At 63.7% G+C, this 16563-nt stretch carries 10 protein-coding genes and 1 pseudogene; 9 read left to right on the top strand and 2 right to left on the bottom strand.

What is annotated here, in order from left to right; translation table 11 throughout:
• Positions 1-6 precede the first annotated feature (6 nt).
• From AB6B38_RS14340 to AB6B38_RS14320, 5 genes and pseudogenes are all read left to right on the top strand, one after another.
• Positions 7-630 carry an ImuA family protein gene (locus AB6B38_RS14340; RefSeq protein ID WP_371395246.1) on the top strand — a complete coding sequence of 208 codons (624 nt, stop codon included), beginning with the start codon at positions 7-9 and terminating at the stop codon, positions 628-630.
• The gene (locus tag AB6B38_RS14335) at positions 587-2074 is read left to right on the top strand and encodes a DNA polymerase Y family protein (RefSeq protein ID WP_371395245.1); all 1488 of its coding nucleotides are present in this window, start codon (positions 587-589) and stop codon (positions 2072-2074) included. Before AB6B38_RS14340 ends, AB6B38_RS14335 begins: the two co-directional genes overlap by 44 nt.
• Positions 2071-5345, top strand: a pseudogene (locus AB6B38_RS14330) (error-prone DNA polymerase). Before AB6B38_RS14335 ends, AB6B38_RS14330 begins: the two are co-directional and overlap by 4 nt.
• A gap of 204 nt (positions 5346-5549) precedes the next feature.
• Positions 5550-7415: an ATP-dependent endonuclease gene (locus AB6B38_RS14325; RefSeq protein ID WP_371395244.1), complete on the top strand. Its 1866-nt coding sequence runs from the start codon at positions 5550-5552 to the stop codon at positions 7413-7415.
• 11 nt (positions 7416-7426) lie between these two features.
• The gene (locus tag AB6B38_RS14320; RefSeq protein WP_371395243.1) at positions 7427-8110 is read left to right on the top strand and encodes an SOS response-associated peptidase; all 684 of its coding nucleotides are present in this window, start codon (positions 7427-7429) and stop codon (positions 8108-8110) included.
• Positions 8111-8139: 29 nt separating this feature from the next.
• Here AB6B38_RS14320 and AB6B38_RS14315 read toward each other — a convergent pair whose 3' ends face one another.
• Both AB6B38_RS14315 and AB6B38_RS14310 read right to left on the bottom strand, forming a co-directional pair.
• The gene (locus tag AB6B38_RS14315) at positions 8140-9765 is read right to left on the bottom strand and encodes a hypothetical protein (protein WP_371395242.1); all 1626 of its coding nucleotides are present in this window, start codon (positions 9763-9765) and stop codon (positions 8140-8142) included.
• Positions 9766-9918: 153 nt separating this feature from the next.
• Positions 9919-12213, bottom strand: coding sequence for an AAA family ATPase (locus AB6B38_RS14310; protein WP_371395241.1), 2295 nt, complete (start codon positions 12211-12213; stop codon positions 9919-9921).
• Positions 12214-12423: 210 nt separating this feature from the next.
• Here AB6B38_RS14310 and AB6B38_RS14305 point away from each other — a divergent pair, with 210 nt between their 5' ends.
• From AB6B38_RS14305 to AB6B38_RS14290, 4 genes are all read left to right on the top strand, one after another.
• Complete coding sequence (locus tag AB6B38_RS14305; RefSeq protein ID WP_371395261.1) at positions 12424-14223, top strand: ABC transporter transmembrane domain-containing protein; 1800 nt, start codon at positions 12424-12426, stop codon at positions 14221-14223.
• Between the two features lie 95 nt (positions 14224-14318).
• Positions 14319-15287: a radical SAM protein gene (locus tag AB6B38_RS14300; protein WP_371395240.1), complete on the top strand. Its 969-nt coding sequence runs from the start codon at positions 14319-14321 to the stop codon at positions 15285-15287.
• 11 nt (positions 15288-15298) lie between these two features.
• Complete coding sequence (locus AB6B38_RS14295; protein WP_371395239.1) at positions 15299-15706, top strand: DUF6375 family protein; 408 nt, start codon at positions 15299-15301, stop codon at positions 15704-15706.
• Positions 15707-15781: 75 nt separating this feature from the next.
• Positions 15782-16411: a plasmid pRiA4b ORF-3 family protein gene (locus tag AB6B38_RS14290; protein WP_371395238.1), complete on the top strand. Its 630-nt coding sequence runs from the start codon at positions 15782-15784 to the stop codon at positions 16409-16411.
• The last annotated feature ends 152 nt before the right edge of the window (positions 16412-16563 follow it).

Below are 16563 nucleotides of genomic sequence, written 5' to 3'. Positions count from 1 at the left end.
AGGAACATGATCCCAGACCCCTCCCTCCGGCGCGACCAGGCGGTGCGCGCGGCCAGGCTACATGGCCCCGTCGATCACGGCGCCGTCGCGCTGGCCGGACCCATTCGCCTCACCAAAGGACGCACCCATGAGCTGACCGGCGACAGCGCCGACATGTTCGCGCTGGCCGCCGCCGCGCGGGGGCAGGGGCCGGTAGTCTGGGTGGGGGGCGCGCGGGAGATCGCCGCGCTCGCGCCGACGGGGCTGCAGGCTTTCCTCGACCCCGCCCGGATCATCCTGGTGACGGGGCTTCACCGCACCGAACAGCTCTGGGCCGCCGAGCAGGCGCTTAGGGCGCGCTGCGCGCCGACGGTTATCCTCGAACTCAGGGAGGGGCCGGGCCTCAAGGAAAGCCGGCGCCTGCAGATCGCCGCCGAAGAGTCCGGCGCCATCGGGCTCGTGCTCATCCGCGGCCGGGCTCAGACCTCGGCCGCAGAAACCCGCTGGCGCTGCGAGGCCCGCCCCGAGGGCGGCTGGGCCTGGACCTGCCTCAAGAACAAGCGCGGCCCGGCCAGCAGCTGGCAGGCCACATGGACGGGGAATGACAATGCGCCGCGTGCTCGCCCTCTGGCTGAAGCAGCTTCCGCTTGATCGGCGCGCGCGTCTTGGCGATGACCGGCTCTCAGGCCCCTTCGCCATCGTCGCCGAGATCCGGAACGCCCTGCGTCTCACCCATCTCACCGAAGCGGCGGTCCAGGCCGGCTTGACGCCGGGCCTGTCGCTCACCGACGCGCGCGCCATCTGTCCGGCACTCCTGACCGAGCCTGCCGATCCGGCCCGGGAGGAGGCGCTCCTGCGCGCCCTGCATCGCTGGGCCGACAGCCTCTCGCCCGTGGTCGGCCTCGATCCGCCGGATGGCCTCATCCTCGAGATCACCGGCTGCGCCCATCTTTTCGGCGGGGAGGAGGCGATGGCAACCGCCGCCCTCAGCCGTCTCGAAGACCTGCAGATCCTCGCCCGCGCCGGCATCGCCGACACGAAAGGCGCAAGCCGCGCGCTGGCCCGGTTCGCGCCGGGGCCGGTGGCGATCGCCGCGCCAGGCGGCGTGCGCGAGGCCCTGGGCGACCTGCCGCTCGCCGCCCTCGGCCTGCCGGCGGCCCTGACCGGCGCGCTGCGCCGGACCGGGCTGCAGACCATCGGCCAGCTCTATGACATCCGCGCCGCAGACCTCGCGCGGCGCTTCGGGCTGGAGCTGACCACCGCCCTGCAGCGCGCGCTGGGCTTCACGCCCGATCCGGTCGTCGCCGCCCAGGCCGAGCCGGTCTATGCCGCGCGCGCCACCCTGCCGGAGCCCATCGGCCATCTCACCGATCTCGAAGGCGTGCTCGCCCGGCTCGCCGCTTCGGTCTGCGCCCGGCTGGAAGCGGCCGGGGCCGGGGCGCGCCGCTTTCATCTGACGGTGCGCTGCGTGGACACCGGCGACCACCGGCTGAGCGTCGGCTTCGCCCGTCCGACCGCCGCCCCGGACGCCGTCGTTCAGCAGTTCCGCGCGCCTCTGGACAAGCTCACGATCGGTTTCGGGGCGGACGGATTCCGGCTGGTCGCCGACCTCGTCGAGCCGCTGCATCCGCGCCAGCGGCGTCTCGACCGGGTCGCCGAAATCGATCAGAGCTGGACGGATCTCGTCTCCACACTTGGCAACCGGCTCGGCCATGACCGGGTGCGCCTCTTCCGGCCCGCCGACAGCCATCTGCCCGAGCGCGAATACACCACCGTGGAAGCCATGACCCAGGCCAGCGATCCGGTCTGGACGCGCGCGCCGCGCCTGCGCCCGGTCCGGCTCTATGATCCGCCCGAGCCCCTGCGCGTCGAGGCGCCCGGCCGCCCGCCGCTCAGCTTCGAATGGCGCCGCACCCGCTATGAGACCGCCGCCGCCGAAGGCCCCGAGCGCCTCGCCGCCGAATGGTGGCGCGGGGGCGACCGGCGGCTGCGCGATTACTGGCGCGTCCAGACGCGCGCCGGGCCCCGCCTCTGGCTGGTCCACTATCCGGGCCGGGAGGCGGCCGGCTGGCATGTGGCCGGGTGGCTGCCATGAGCTATGCCGAACTCGCCGTCACCAGCAATTTCACCTTCCTGACCGGCGCCTCCCATGCCGAAGAACTCGTCGTGCGCGCCAGAGAGCTGGGCCTCGCGGGGCTGGCGATCACCGACCGCAACACCTTCGCCGGCATCGTGCGCGGCCATGCCGCCGCGAAAGAATCGGGCCTGCGCTTCATCGTCGGCGTGCGCCTCGTCCTGACCGACGGGCCGGACCTGCTCGCCTATCCCATGAACCGGGCCGGCTATGGCCGGCTCTGCCGCCTGCTGACGACCGGCAAGCGGCGCACCGCCAAGGGCCGCTGCGAGCTCACCCTCGCCGACGTCCTCGCCTGGGGCGAGGACTGCCTCTTCATCCTGGCGGGCGAGGAGAACGCGGCCCCGGCCGGGCGCGCGCTCCGCGAAGCCTTCGGTGAGCGCCTCTATATTGGCATGGCGCCGCGCTATGATGGCGAGGACAAGGCCCGCTTCGCCGCGCGCGCCGCGCTCGCCGAAGAGATCGGCGCGCCCCTGGTGGCGACCGGCGACGCGCTGATGCATGCGAGCGCCCGCCGCGCGCTCGCCGACATCCTGACCTGCATCCGCGAGAAGACCACCATAGACAGGCTCGGCCGGCGCGCCCTGCCCAATGGCGAGCGCCGGCTCCGGTCCGAGTTCGAGATGCGGCGGCTCTTTCGTGATTATCCCGACGCCGTCAGCCGGGCCGGGGAGATCGCGGCGCTCTGCCGCTTCTCGCTGGATGAGCTGCGCTATGAATATCCTGACGAGGTCACAGACGGCCTCGCGCCGCTGGACCGGCTCCGCCAGCTCACCGAAGCCGGGCTGAAACGGCGCTATCCCGAAGGCGAGCCGCTGAAGGTGCGCGCCCTTGTCGAGAAGGAATTCTCCCTCATCGAGCAACTCGACTATGCGCGCTACTTCCTGACCGTCCATGACATCGTCGATTTCGCCCGCTCCCGGAACATTCTCTGCCAGGGGCGCGGCTCGGCCGCCAACTCCGTCGTCTGCTATGCCCTCGGCATCACCGAGGCCTCGCCCGAAACCATCTCCATGGTCTTCGAACGCTTCATCTCCGCGGCCCGCAATGAGCCGCCCGATATCGATGTCGATTTCGAGCATGAGCGGCGCGAGGAAGTCATCCAGCACATCTATGACAAATACGGCCGCCACCGCGCCGGGATCTGCTCGACCGTCATCCACTTCCGCAGCCGCGCCGCCATCCGTGAGGTCGGCAAGGCGATGGGTCTCTCCGATGACGCCGTCGCCGCCCTCTCCAGCCAGGTCTGGGGCATCTCCAATGCCGGCATCGCGGGCGAGCGCGCACGCGATGCCGGGCTCGATCCGGGCGAGGAACGCCTGCGCCAGACGCTCGCCCTGACCAAAGAGATCATCGGCTTCCCGCGCCACCTCTCCCAGCATGTCGGCGGGTTTGTCATCACGCGCGGGCGCCTTGATGAACTCTGCCCGGTCGAGAATGCGGCGATGGACGAGCGCACCATCATCGAATGGGACAAGGACGATATCGACACCGTCGGCATGCTGAAGATCGACGTACTCGCGCTCGGCATGCTGAGCTGCATCCGCAAGGCCTTCGACCTCCTCCAGCTCTGGAAGGGCGAGCGCTACACGCTCGCCACCCTCCCGCAGGATGACCCGGCCGTCTATGACATGCTGTGCGTCGCCGACACGCTGGGCGTCTTCCAGGTCGAGAGCCGCGCCCAGATGAACTTCCTGCCGCGCATGCGCCCGCGCACCTTCTATGATCTCGTCATCGAGGTCGCGATCATCCGGCCCGGCCCCATCCAGGGCGACATGGTCCACCCCTATATCAAGCGCCGCCGGGGCGAGGCCCCGGTCGTCTATCCGTCCGAGGCGCTCCGGCCCGTGCTGGAAAAGACCCTCGGCGTGCCGCTCTTCCAGGAACAGGCGATGCAGATCGCCATCGTCGCGGCCGGGTTCACGGCCAGCGAGGCCGACCAGCTGCGCCGCGCGCTGGGCAGTTTCCGCGGGCCGGGCTCAGTGGAGGCCTTCCGGGGCCGCTTCATCGCCGGCTGCCTCGCCAATGGCTATGACCGCGATTTCGCCGAAGCCTGTTTCCGCCAGCTGGAAGGGTTCTCCGGCTACGGATTTCCCGAAAGCCATGCGGCGAGCTTCGCGCTGCTGGTCTACGCCTCCTCCTGGCTCAAATGCCATCATCCGGAAGTCTTCTGCGCCGCGCTGCTGAACAGCCAGCCCATGGGCTTCTACGCCCCCGCCCAGATCGTCCGGGACGCGCGCGCCCACGGCGTGACCGTGCGCCCGGTCTGCGCCGAGCACAGCTATTGGGACTGCGTGCTCGAGCCCGCCGGCGACGGCACGCTCGCCGTGCGCCTCGGCTTCCGTCTGATCAAGGGGCTCAGCGAAGAGGACGGTCACTGGATCGCCGCGGCCCGCGGCAATGGCTACCGCTCGATCGAAGCGGTGTGGCGGCGGGCGGGGCTGGCGCGCGCCGCGCTCGCCCGGCTCGCCGGCGCCGATGCGTTCGCCGAATACGGCCTCAGCCGCCGCGACGCGCTCTGGGCGGTCAAAGGCCTCGGCGGCGAGCGACCGCTGCCGCTCTTCCGGGAGACGGGGGAGGGGATGGTGGCGGGGGCCTCGCCCCTGCCGGTGATGTCGGACCGCGAGGAGGTATTCGAGGATTATGTCGCCACCCGCCTGACCCTGCGCGCGCATCCGGTCTGTCTGCTCCGCCCCGACCTCGGCGCGTTCGCGGCCGCCGGATCCCTGCGGGACGCGCCCGATGGTGCGCGCCTCACCGTGGCGGGCCTTGTCATCACCCGGCAGCGCCCGGGCACCGCGAGCGGGGTGATCTTCCTGACGCTCGAAGACGATACCGGCGTCTCCAACATCGTCGTCTGGCCGAAGACATTCGAGGCAAACCGCAAGAGCGTGATGGCCGGCGGCTCCTGAAGATCACCGGCCGGCTGCAGCGCGAGGGGATTGTCACCCATCTCGTCGCCGCCCGCATCGAAGACCGCTCCTGGCTGCTCGACACGCTCGGCGACGCCGAAAGCGCAGGCGCCTCGATCGATCCGACCCATGACAATGCCGATGAGGCGAGGCGCCCGGGGCCCGAAGGCGTCTACGGCCCGAAACGCCCGAAACGCGCGCCCCTGTCTGAAGAGGTCACCGCCGAACTGCAGCGGGCCCGGCAGCTGCGCTATGGCTCAGGCGCGCGCCATCCGAGAGAGCAGGCGAAGAAGCTCTTCTACAGCCGGGATTTTCATTGAGGGGTGTTGGTGACGAGCGGCCGCATACTCCGAACAGCAAGAATTTTGGGAAATGAGGAGTGTCACGCGATAGGGGTATGGCCTTCGTCACATAAGGCGAGGCCTGAGCGATTCACTGTCGATCAAATCTAATGTTTACGGCTACAAGGCGGTAGCGGGCGAAAGTTGATTTCGTTTGCTTTCAGGCAAGGGGAGGGGGTGAATATGAATGAAGTTGAAAAGTCGCCCGCATGGCCGCTGGGAGCCATGTTGCTAGGGGTTGATGGGAAAGAGTTCGGCCACGTCGATATCCGTCCGGGGCTGACGATTCTGGTCGGCCCTAACGGCAGCGGCAAAACCCGCGCCCTCAGAGCCATAAAGACCGCTTTGGAGGGCACAAATCGAATTGAAATGTATGACCGCAAAGTCCGCTTCTTGTCGGCGGGACGGAGCAGTCCGTTCGAAGTTTACCGGTCGAATGCCGCTGGACCGGATCACATTATGAACAGCGATGCTGCTGTCGGGCACTCAAGTCACCGCAATGCTTGGTGGAAGATTGAAAGCCTTACTGGCGACTTGCTCGCGCTTGATGCTCGTGCGGACCTGAAACTGAAAGTCGAAGCGCGCCTTCAGCAATTATTTGACCGCAGCATAGATCTCACCTGGTCTCAAGACGGCCTGTCTCCACGGATCACATCCACCCGTGGCGCCGGCTCCTATCCAGCCAACAGCGAGGCAAGCGGAATTCTCCAGCTCGTTGCGCTGCTTGCAGCGATCCATAATGACGAGATCGGCGCGCTTATCATTGATGAACCCGAAATCTCTCTTCACCCCCAACATCAGGCCTTTCTGCTGCAGGAAATGGAGCGTGTTGCTGGAGATCCTGCGGATCGGAGAAAGAAGTTGGTTATCTTCGCAACCCACGCACCTGCGATGCTCGCGCTTCGATCTGAACAGCAGCTGCCGAACTATGCCTTCTTCAACGACGTCAGTACGCCTCCGGCGCAGGTCGCGGCTGATGAACCGATGCTGCGGAGGGCCAAACTGAAGGCGCTCTTAGGAAGGCTCGGCGCCACGCATCGTATGGCCGTATTTGCAGAGCGCATTCTGCTGGTCGAGGGCCCCTCCGACGAGACGATTGTCACGCAGTTCGCACATCGTCTCGATTGGCCTCTTCTGGCGCGGAATGCTCAGGTTCTGCCCGTGACGGGTAAGGGAGAGTTTCCGGAAGTCGCCAAGTTGTTTCGCCTGATGGGAAAGCAAGTGGCTGTTCTGGCGGATCTGGATGCGCTCGCGGACGATAACGGATTAGTGAACCATTTTAGCGGTTTGGCCGGTGCAAACGACGTCGCGTCCAAACGCGGTGCACGGAGCATCGCCGAGCTTGATGGTGATCTGCGCAATGATCTGAGTGCATTCATAACGAAATTCAGGACGGCCATCTCTAATCATATAATGGAATACCCTGACTGGTCGGGTGAAGTGACGGCCGATGTTCGCGAGAAACGGCTCGCCTTGGCGCTCATACTCGTCGCTCCCACCAGCTTATGCGAACCCGCCCGTGTCGAAGCCAAGATGCTGTCGTCACGCTACGAGGTGCTCCTCGAAATGCTCGGAGAAATGGGCTGCTTCTTCCTACGTGCTGGAGCGATAGAGAATTACTTCTCAAGTCGCTCTGTGGAGAGTCCGAAGCCAGCGGCGGCGGCCAACGAAGCTGCAACCTTCGAAGGCTCGGATCCGGCCGCTCTCGAAAAACAGTACCGGGACGTTCTCCAGGCGATAGCGCACATCGCGCCGTCTCGGGGGGTGATTGAGAACCGCGTGTTGCGCCCGAAACTCGCCGCTGCATTATCCGCCGCTTTTCAGGGTATGACCGAAACCACAACGGCGGACGAACTCAATGCCCTGTCGAGAAGTACAATCGGATTGAGTGCGGGGGTGTTCAAGCTCACGAATACGTCTGCAAACGGCGAGCTAAGAATAAAGGTTGAGATCGATTCACCGATTTTTGCTCGCGAGGGTTTCCCAGTCGAGATTTCCTCGAATGAAAATCTCAATGTCGTGCTTCCCAATTTACTGCCCGACGAATAAATCTAGCCGCCATGTGCGGTCGCTTTTTCAGACATGAAGTGAGCTGGGAGGAATATCTCTCCTATCTCAATCTCTTCGAATGGGGCGAGGTGCGAAGCACGTCGGCCGCCTACAATATTGCCCCGACCCAGACCGTGCCCATCATCCGCATTGAACCCAGTCTCGGTCAGCCGGTGCTCGCCGACGCGATGTGGGGCCTCGTGCCCCGCTGGTGGAAGAAGCCGCTTTCGGAAAAGAAGTTTTCGACTTTCAATGCCAAGGGCGAGGAGGCCGCCGAGAAGGCGACTTTCCGAACATCCTGGAAGGATCGGCCCTGCCTGGTACCCATGTCCGGCTTCTACGAATGGAAGACAGAAGCCAGCGGGAAGCAGCCCTTTGCCATCGGTCTTAGCAACCGGCGCCTCTTCTTCGCCGCCGGTCTTTGGGACCGCGCGACCGTGGATGGTGCGCCTTTAGATAGCTTCACTATCCTGACAACGCGGCCAAACTCCCTCGTGGGTGACATCCACAACCGGATGCCCCTGATTCCGCGACAGGATCGGATACGGGACTGGCTTCAGGGATCACCTGACCTGCGCGCCGCGATGATCGAGCCCCATGATCCTGACAACATGCAAGCGTGGAAAGTCGGGAAGGCCGTTGGGAACGTCCGCAGTCAGGGTATCAAGCTGCTGGAGGCGGTCCAGTCTGACTAAGAAAATTGCGGGATGGGAGGGGCGTTTTGCTAGCCTTTGAGAATCGCGATGAAGCGCTTAATACGCACACGGTCTTCCGGCAGCATGTGGAAGAACCCGACCGCAAATTTCGACCCGAACGCCTTACTTACGCGGCCTTCCGGAACCTGGGACGCGAGGTACTCGAAAGCGGGATTGAATCGCCGGTCATCCCACCCAGTCTGCTCAAAAATCTGCTCGGCATTGACGCTGTCTGGACCGGCCAAGGCCAGTTCAGCGACAGTTACAGTATCGGCGATTGGGTCGCAACCGAAGGCGGGGCGATCGAAGGTGAGATACAGGTCCAGAGTAGGTCGGAAATTGGGAAGGCCGCTTCCGTGCGCACGCGACATCTGGGCGAAGCCGTCTGTCTCGAGCTCCGCAATCGCTTCTACAAGCTCTGATTCGCCTATGTCTTTGAAGGCGCCTTGAAGCTTCTGAGTATCCACAAAACTGCGCCTGCCATCGGCATCCTGCTCCGCAACCCACACCGCGACCTTCCGTGCAAGGAGCGAAAGCTGGAGGTCCATGCCGATGAGGTTTTTTGGATCGTCGGGCTTCATCACGGGCTCCTTCACGGTGAGCAGCGGCGGGGACTGATCGATGGTCGGGGAGGGAGAGCCGCCGAGCCATGCATCTAGCGTGTTAACGACTTTCTGACTGATGGCAGCGAATTGGCGGATATCCTCCCCAACGAGGTGGACGGTCTCGCCAATCTTTGAGTCCTCAGCGTGCGTCGCGAACCTGTCGTCGATCACGCCGAGATTGTGCCCGATGATATGCCGCTTCTGAATGTTGAGCTTGAGTGCGGCTATCTCCGCATCTGTTAGGTCGAGAAATGGATTCAAGCCCAGTTCTCCGTATCGTTTAATGGCCCTTTCAACGTTCTGAAAATCGTTGCCGACCTTCAGCTGTGGATTTTCTCCCGCCGCAGATTTGCCGTGCTGATAGACAGCCTTCAACGTCGCTTCGAATGCGGTCAAAACGTCCTCGTGCGCATTCCCGAGGAGCCGGTAAGCCAGCTCCTCGCTGTCGGCTTCGATCTCCTCCGCAAGCGAGACCTGATCGTCTACGAGTTCCGCTTCGCGGGCAAAATGAAGCCGTAAGTTTGGGGCGCCGCAGTCGGGGCAATACAGACCGATCGCAAACACGCCGTAGTCACGGCCGCAGTGATCGCAGATAAGTTCACGCATTAGATCCCGACGGGTGAATCTGGGTCTCGGCTTTGGTGCGGATCGATGGCCGGGCGTGAACTTGAAGGTCTTGCTGCCTTTAAACGTGTCTTTGAGCATCTGGGACATCGCGTCTCGGATATCCTGCGCGGCCTCGTGTTTCACCAGTTCCAGCGCCGCCTTTTTATCTTCAGGATGCGTAAACGCTGCGTCGTCCGCCACCATGCCGCTATACGGGCAGACAGTACTTGGAATGTGCGGATCGTGCTTCATGCGCGCACGCAAAAGGTCGGTGAGCGGCACATCGAGAGCGATGTTGCCAATGACGAAATGACGTGGATGGGCGTCGGTGTTGGGGGAATATCGGTAGACTCTGCCGCCTGGCGTTCGGGTCAGGGGCACGCTTAGATTCATGTTGTTGGTCGTGCCACCTGTTCGGTAGCGGCTGAGACGCGGGAATTTCATATAGTCACGATTAGCTTTGTTGCGGAATAAATCAAGAACAAGCGTTGCCCCGAATTTGTCGGAAATTGCTCAGGTTGAATAGGGAGGCGTCCGCCATCACGCCTGCGCGCTGGTTTTCGCCATGCCTGTGTACCGACCGGTTGCGCCAACCACTCATGGGCGCCGAATATAGGCCAAGGTCCTGCGCGTGAAGTCGGCCAGCTCCTCGTCGTTGATTAACTCGGTCTCAAATGCGGCGTTGGTGTCGTGATGGAAGCGGTTTGCGTAGTCGAGTAGCGCCCGCAATTCGTGAGCATTCGCTTCGCCCATAATCTCTCGCTCCGTTCCAATGCGCTGAACGCAAAGATGGTGGAACGGGCCAAGGAGAGTGCCTGGAGGGAAGTTGGCCGGATACGCAACCCGGCAGAACGCCTCAAGCATGGGCCTGAGTGCCTCAGCCACCCGTCTCTCGGTCGCCGGGTCGGCGTGCTCAAGGTAAGCTACGCACGCCGCATACCGCCGATCATGCTCGGTCACCAATGCGGCGTTCACGTCCCAGGCGGCAAGCGTCGACCCAGTGCCTGATCTTCGGACCTCAATCGCCGTTTTCGGGAGCTGTTGAATCTTGTCCCATACACCGAGCAAGAACGGCTTCGAATGTGAGAGAACGATCATCCCGGCCACGTCGCGCGCGAGTCGATCCATCTCCTGCAGAGTGTGCAGAGTGCGGTGTTCGTCCAAACTCGTCATAGGATCATCGATGACCACGATTTTCTGAGCGCGCTGAGGATCGGCTTGCATGCTCGCGAAGAAAAACGCCAAAGCCAGGGTGTTGCGATCGCCGGCGCTGAGGGTATTGCGGAAGCTTGGATCGCCCGGGTTGCCTGATAGCGGCACAGGATTGCCGTCAATGAGTAAAGTGTAGTTTGCGGCGGGACCGCCCCTTGTGTTCACGGGATCAACCGGTCCAACTCTGAAGCTAGCATTGAAGCGTCGCAAAAAGTCATTGATGGCTATGCCATAGGCCGGAAAGGCGGTCTGCCGATGCAGGTCAAGCGCAGCCCGTGCATCGGAGCGTCGCTGCTCCGTAGCGGCCTTTGCATTTTTCTCCGCGATGTAGGCTTCGCACAACGGCGCGACGTTCGGGTCGTATCGAGCCTCCACAGCACGTAGGCTGCGCAGGTCGCTTTCCAGGGTGGGGACGTTCGCCTCGCGGGCCTGCTCCTTGACAGCCTCTAGATGTGGATTTGCGGCGGAAAGAAGTTCTGAAAGATCCCAAATACGATCGCAATGTTCGTTATGCTCGGCTACTGACTTCAGCACGTTGTCGGGCACGGTCAATGCATCCATCGGCGCGGCCTGCTTAGCCTCCAGCAGCACTTCGACCTTCTCTCGGGCCGCCTTCCACGTCCGCGCGATTGCGGCGGTGTCAACCTCTACCGTCGGAACGTCAGTAAAAGACTTCCAGAATGCTTGGCGTTCGGCCGCTTCACGAACGCTCCGTTCGAACGCCGAGGGAGAGTCGCCTCCTTGTATCGCACGGAAGGTTTGCGCAAACTCCTCGATCTCGCCCTTGAGGCTTTCATAGGCCTCGCTGAAATAAGCACGATAGTGGACCAAGAGTGGTGACTCTGCGAGGTCTTGAGCGCAAAAGGGGCAACTCTGGTTTCCATGGCGAGCCACCTCAGCCGCCCGATTCATTCCTTCGGCGATCCACGCCTCACCGCCGTGTCCAAGATGGCTGATGTGTTGTTGCACAAGCGCAAGGGCCTCGGCGTCGAGTTCGGGAAGCCCCTTGCCGAGGAGCGCTTGAAGCGGTCCAAGGTCGATTTTCGGCAAACGCAGCGCCGGGAATGTTGGCGTTTCGGCAACTTGGGCAGCGTCGCGCGCGGCGGCGATACGGCGTTCCGCTTCCTCGATTTGCTTGGGCAAATCGGCGACCATCGCGAGCGCGCAGAAGGCATCGATGGTTAGATCGCCCCTTACATTCGCGGGAATCGCTGCCTCTCGTTCCCGAAGTTCTCGGTTGTGCAATTCAACTTGGTCGACTTCCGCCTGATGAGCGCGCGCCAACTCGATCCCCTGCGCACCGACGATCAGTTCGTGCAGGTTCTGCCGATGCGCCGTGCCGACCTCGATGCCTGAGCAGACATTTTCGGCGACAAACGTGTCGTCGAATACCACTACCTCTGAAGCAGTGCGGGACCAGGCTCCATTCTCAAAAATCGCATTACCGCCGTCCCCCATCTCGACAACCACACGGGGAGGGTGCTGAGCGCCGAGCCGGGAACGCTCAGTGACGAGGTCCGTTCGACCCGTAGAGAGCGACCGCAGAATGGCCGCCAGCGTGGTCTTGCCCCGTGCGTTCTCGGCGTAGATTACATTGAGCCGATCAAACGGAAGCTGCGCCCCAGCGCCGACATTGTCGAACCGGCCGACGTTTTGGAGCAGTCTAAACGCGCGGACCATTCAATCCCCTACACCCATCAATTTCGGGGGTAGAGCGGTTGGTTGGTCCCCGGCGTGATACGAGCACTTCACCCGGTTCGCGACCTTCCGCGCGTTTCACACTGTAACGCTAACCCTCGACCCAAGATCGAAATATGACTTATTTTATGATACAATCAACCATTGGTTTCGGGTTGTCGGGGCCGGTCCGAGGGAGTGCGATAGGAAGAGCTGCAGGCATCACGGCGCACCGGTGGCGGCACTCTGAAGCGCGCCCTGGCGGTCATCCGGGCCGAGCTTGATCGCGCGGATGCCGGGCGGCTCACCGCCGCGCTCGTCTGCGTCGTCCTCGCCGCTGCCCTGACCGCCCTTGGGCCCGTCGCGCTCAAGCTCCTCATCGATACCCTAACGCCCGGCGCGACGCCGCCGCCGGTCCTCGGCTATCTGCTCGCGCCGGTCCTCCTGCTGACCCTCTATGCCGGGGCGCAGGGGCTGGGCCGGATCGCCGGCGAACTGCGCGCGCTACTGTTCGGGGCGGCCGAGCAGTCCATCAGCCGCAAGCTTAGCCGCCGGGTCTTCACCCATGTCATGGCCCTGCCGCTGCGCTTCCATCTGGCCCGCGCCACAGGGGCGGTCGCGCAGACCCTCGAGAACGGCCTGCAGGGCTACCGCCTGGTGATGCAGCACATGCTCTTCACCATCCTGCCGGGCCTCCTGGAAATCTTCATCATGTCGATCGTGATCGCGCTGGTGCTCGATCCGGTCTTCCTCCTGGTCTTCGCCGCCTGCGCGCTCGCCTATGTCGCGGTCTTCGTGGACGGCGCGCGCCGCGTGCTGAAAGCCAGCCGCGCGGTCTCCGCCTCGCGCATCGACGCCAACGCCCAGCTCGCCGATGGCCTTTTGAACTTCGAGACCGTCAAATCCTTCTCCGGCGAGGCCGCCTTCACGCGCCGCTATGACGCCGCGCTCGAGACGACCCAGGGCCGCTGGGGCGCGTTCTACAGGGCGCGATTCCGCAATGGCGCGCAGGTCGCGCTGGTCTTCGCCGCCGGGCTCGCGGCAGTGCTCTGGCTGGCCGTGGCCCGGGTCGAAGCCGGCACGATGAGCCTGGGGGATTTCGTGCTGGTCAACGCCTACATGCTCCAGATCGTCCGGCCGCTGGAAATGCTCGGCTTCGGCATCCGCGATATCGGGCAGGGCGCGGCCTTCATCGAGCGCATGGTTGAACTCCTCGATGAAGAGCCCGAATTGGACTTCCCGCCGGAGGCCGCGCGGGAGGATGAGGCGCCGGGCCCGGCCGGCATCGTCTTCGAGAACGTGACCTTCGAATACCACCCCGGCCGGCCCGTGCTCCAGGATCTCAGTTTCGAGATCGCGCCGGGGTCCGTGACCGCCTTGGTCGGCTCGTCCGGGGGCGGCAAGTCCTCCATCGCCCGGCTGCTGATGCGCTTCTATGAGCCGACCGCGGGGCTCATCCTGTTCGACGGCGTGCCGCTGACGGACTATCCGCCCGCTGAGCTCCGGCGGCGGATCGCGTTCGTCCCGCAGGACACCTCGCTGTTCAATGCCTCGCTCGCCTTCAATATCGGCTTCCCCGAATATGAGAGCGCGCGCGAGGAGGTCGAGGCGGCCGCGCGGCTGGCGAGCCTGGAAGACCTGATTGCTAAACTGCCCGATGGCTATGACACCATCGTCGGCGAGCGCGGGCTTAAACTTTCAGGGGGCGAGAAGCAGCGCGTCGCCATCGCGAGGGCATCGCTCAAGAAGCCGCGCCTGTTCATCGCGGACGAGGCGACCTCCGCCCTCGACTCCCGCACCGAGGCCGGGATCGTGGAAAGCCTGGCGCTCGCGACCCGGGGCGTGACCACCGTGCTCATCGCGCACCGGCTCTCCACGGTCATGGCGGCCGACGACATCATCGTGCTGGAAGCGGGCCGGATCGCCGAGCGCGGCACCCATGCCGCGCTGCTGGAACGGGACGGGCTCTATGCCGATCTCTGGCGCGCGCAGACGGAAGGCGCAGGAAATTGAGGTGTTTCTGGACCAAAGCCTCAAGATCAGGTAGGGCTGACTGAGGGATGTAGCCGTTAATTCGACAACCAACGGGGGCAGCGTTGGCGACTGAGATGGGAAATGCGCCTTCTGCGCTGAACGCCAAAATTTCGAATCAGAGCGGGTTTCAGGTCCGCTATTGCCCTGAGGGCGTGCATTTTTTCGACCGTCGATCAGGATGGAATTTGCTTCTCGAAGAAGTGGAGACCGCGACGGCGAGTTGGGCGCGCGCTCCCCGATACATGTCAATCGCCCTGACCAATGCCTGCGAGCTTTCTTGCCCCTATTGCTACGCGGCGAAGGAACCTGCTCGGCAACGGGCGGATCAGGTTGTTCAGTGGGCCAAAGAACTCGACGCTAATGGTGGTCTGGGCGTCGGATTTGGCGGAGGCGAACCGACTCTATTTCCGGCCTTTGCTGAGCTGTGCCAATCCGTTCACTCCGAAACCAACCTTGCAGTGACTTTCACCACCCATGGCCATCGGTTCACTGAAGAGTTGGTCGAAAGCCTCTCAGGATCAGTGGATTTTATTCGTCTGTCGATGGATGGCGTCGGATCGACCTACGAAAGATTGAGAGGTCGCTCGTTCGATCAATTTCGCAGCCAGCTGAATCTGATCCGAAGAACAACAGGTTTCGGCATCAATATGGTATTGAACTCCGAAACTATATCGGACCTTCCGGACGCCGCCGATTTCGCGTTTTCCGAGGGTGCGCAAGAACTTCTTTTGCTCCCAGAGACCGGTGTGGACGGGGAGCTTACATGTGACCCGAAGACCCTTTCTCGCGCGGCAAACTGGGTCTCGGAAAACCAAGCGCGCGTCCGACTGGCCACGTCCGATCATGCGGTCGCCGCTCTGGGCGTCCCCCGGCTTCCAATCGCTTCCTCCGATGGAAGTTTCGACTTCATGCACCTTGATGCGCGCGGAGTGCTGAAGTTCGGAGCATTTGAACGCCAGGGACGCCAGTTGGAGCAGGGGGACTCTCTGCTCGTCGCAATCGAAGCTCTGCGGAATACACGTTCCGCTCCCACACACGCATAGGAGGAATCGCCATGAAGCTCTGGAACGGCTACGGCAGCGAGCATTCGGCGAACTTAGTTTTAATCGGTGAATTCGAGGGTGTCGATAAAGCTGAGAAGGCGTTACAGCTTCTCAATGAGGTGGCCGAGGTGGCTCAAGCAGATGAAGCCGATGGCCTTCTCGAAGCGGGTAAAGTTTCCACCCGATTTTCTGACAGAGTATTGGACTTGCTCACGCGAGCTAATCTGTCGCTCGATTACGGGGATACCGAAGAACTGCTCTACGAGTTCGGTGCTAGGCGCGAGGGAGAAAAGGTGATTATCACCACGGAGGAGTTGAGCCTCAATGCCTTCATGAAAGTCCTTCTGCATGGCGGCGCGAAAATCGAAGTTTACTCCCGCCACGACCATCCGGGCCCATACGGTCGGCCGACGAGCTGATTTCGAACTCTCTCCAACAACGCGGGACTTGCATCGGGGATGGCTGATGAAGGCTCCTCCTGTATGAGAGAGGCCATGGCCAAACCCGCCCGCATCGCCCGCATCAGACTCGAACTCGACGATGTCCGGCCGCGCATCTGGCGGCGGCTCGAGCTGCCCCTGACATCGACCCTGAAAGGCCTGCACGACGCCATTCAGGCCGCCATGCCTTTCGAGGACCGGCACCTGTTCGAAGTCCGGATCGGCCAGGACCGCTACCGGCTGGCCGCCGAGGCGGACGCTGCGCCCGACGCGCGGATCTGGTCGGCGCGCGCCGCGCGGCTCGGCGCCTTTATCGACCGGGGCGTCACCCGGCTCGCCTATGCCTATGATTTCGGAGATGACTGGCAGTTCAGCCTCACCGTGGAAACCGTCTTCGAGGCCGATCCGGGCGCGGCCTGGCCGCGCTATGTGGACGGGGCAGGACGCGCGCCGCCCGAGGATGTCGGCGGGCCGCCCGGCTTTGCAGTGTTTCTCGAAGCGATCGGTGATCCCGCCCCTCCCGAGCATCGCCAGATGCGCGACTGGCATCCGGCACCCTTCGATCCGAAAACGCCGGACGAGGCGGCGATCCAGGCGCGCATGAGCGCGCTGGCCGAGCGGCGGGCCCGCGGCCGTGCGGGGTTCGAGAAGAGCCAGGCCGGGAAGCCCGGCTCGAGCGACTGAGCGATCTCGCGCGGGCAGGCGGGACGGCCCGCAGCGTGCCCGGAGGCAGGCGCATCCGTCTGAGGCGAGTGGCCGCTCCGCGCGGCGCCCTGAAGTCGCAATCGGACACGCCGGAGCCCGCCCGACCCTGAATTTCCTTGACCGCGGCCCGT

Source organism: Glycocaulis abyssi, from assembly GCF_041429775.1.
Lineage (GTDB): Bacteria > Pseudomonadota > Alphaproteobacteria > Caulobacterales > Maricaulaceae > Glycocaulis > Glycocaulis abyssi.
Note: the sequence above shows the minus strand (reverse complement) of the source record. Positions and strands in the feature narration are given on the sequence as shown.

Coding starts and splice junctions, on each gene's coding strand:
- AB6B38_RS14315 (WP_371395242.1), bottom strand. CDS start 9,765: ATGAAATTCCCGCGTCTCAGCCGCTACCGAACAGGTGGCACGACCAAC.
- AB6B38_RS14320 (WP_371395243.1), top strand. CDS start 7,427: ATGTGCGGTCGCTTTTTCAGACATGAAGTGAGCTGGGAGGAATATCTC.
- AB6B38_RS14310 (WP_371395241.1), bottom strand. CDS start 12,213: ATGGTCCGCGCGTTTAGACTGCTCCAAAACGTCGGCCGGTTCGACAAT.
- AB6B38_RS14335 (WP_371395245.1), top strand. CDS start 587: ATGCGCCGCGTGCTCGCCCTCTGGCTGAAGCAGCTTCCGCTTGATCGG.
- AB6B38_RS14295 (WP_371395239.1), top strand. CDS start 15,299: ATGAAGCTCTGGAACGGCTACGGCAGCGAGCATTCGGCGAACTTAGTT.
- AB6B38_RS14340 (WP_371395246.1), top strand. CDS start 7: ATGATCCCAGACCCCTCCCTCCGGCGCGACCAGGCGGTGCGCGCGGCC.
- AB6B38_RS14325 (WP_371395244.1), top strand. CDS start 5,550: ATGAATGAAGTTGAAAAGTCGCCCGCATGGCCGCTGGGAGCCATGTTG.
- AB6B38_RS14290 (WP_371395238.1), top strand. CDS start 15,782: ATGGCCAAACCCGCCCGCATCGCCCGCATCAGACTCGAACTCGACGAT.
- AB6B38_RS14300 (WP_371395240.1), top strand. CDS start 14,319: ATGGGAAATGCGCCTTCTGCGCTGAACGCCAAAATTTCGAATCAGAGC.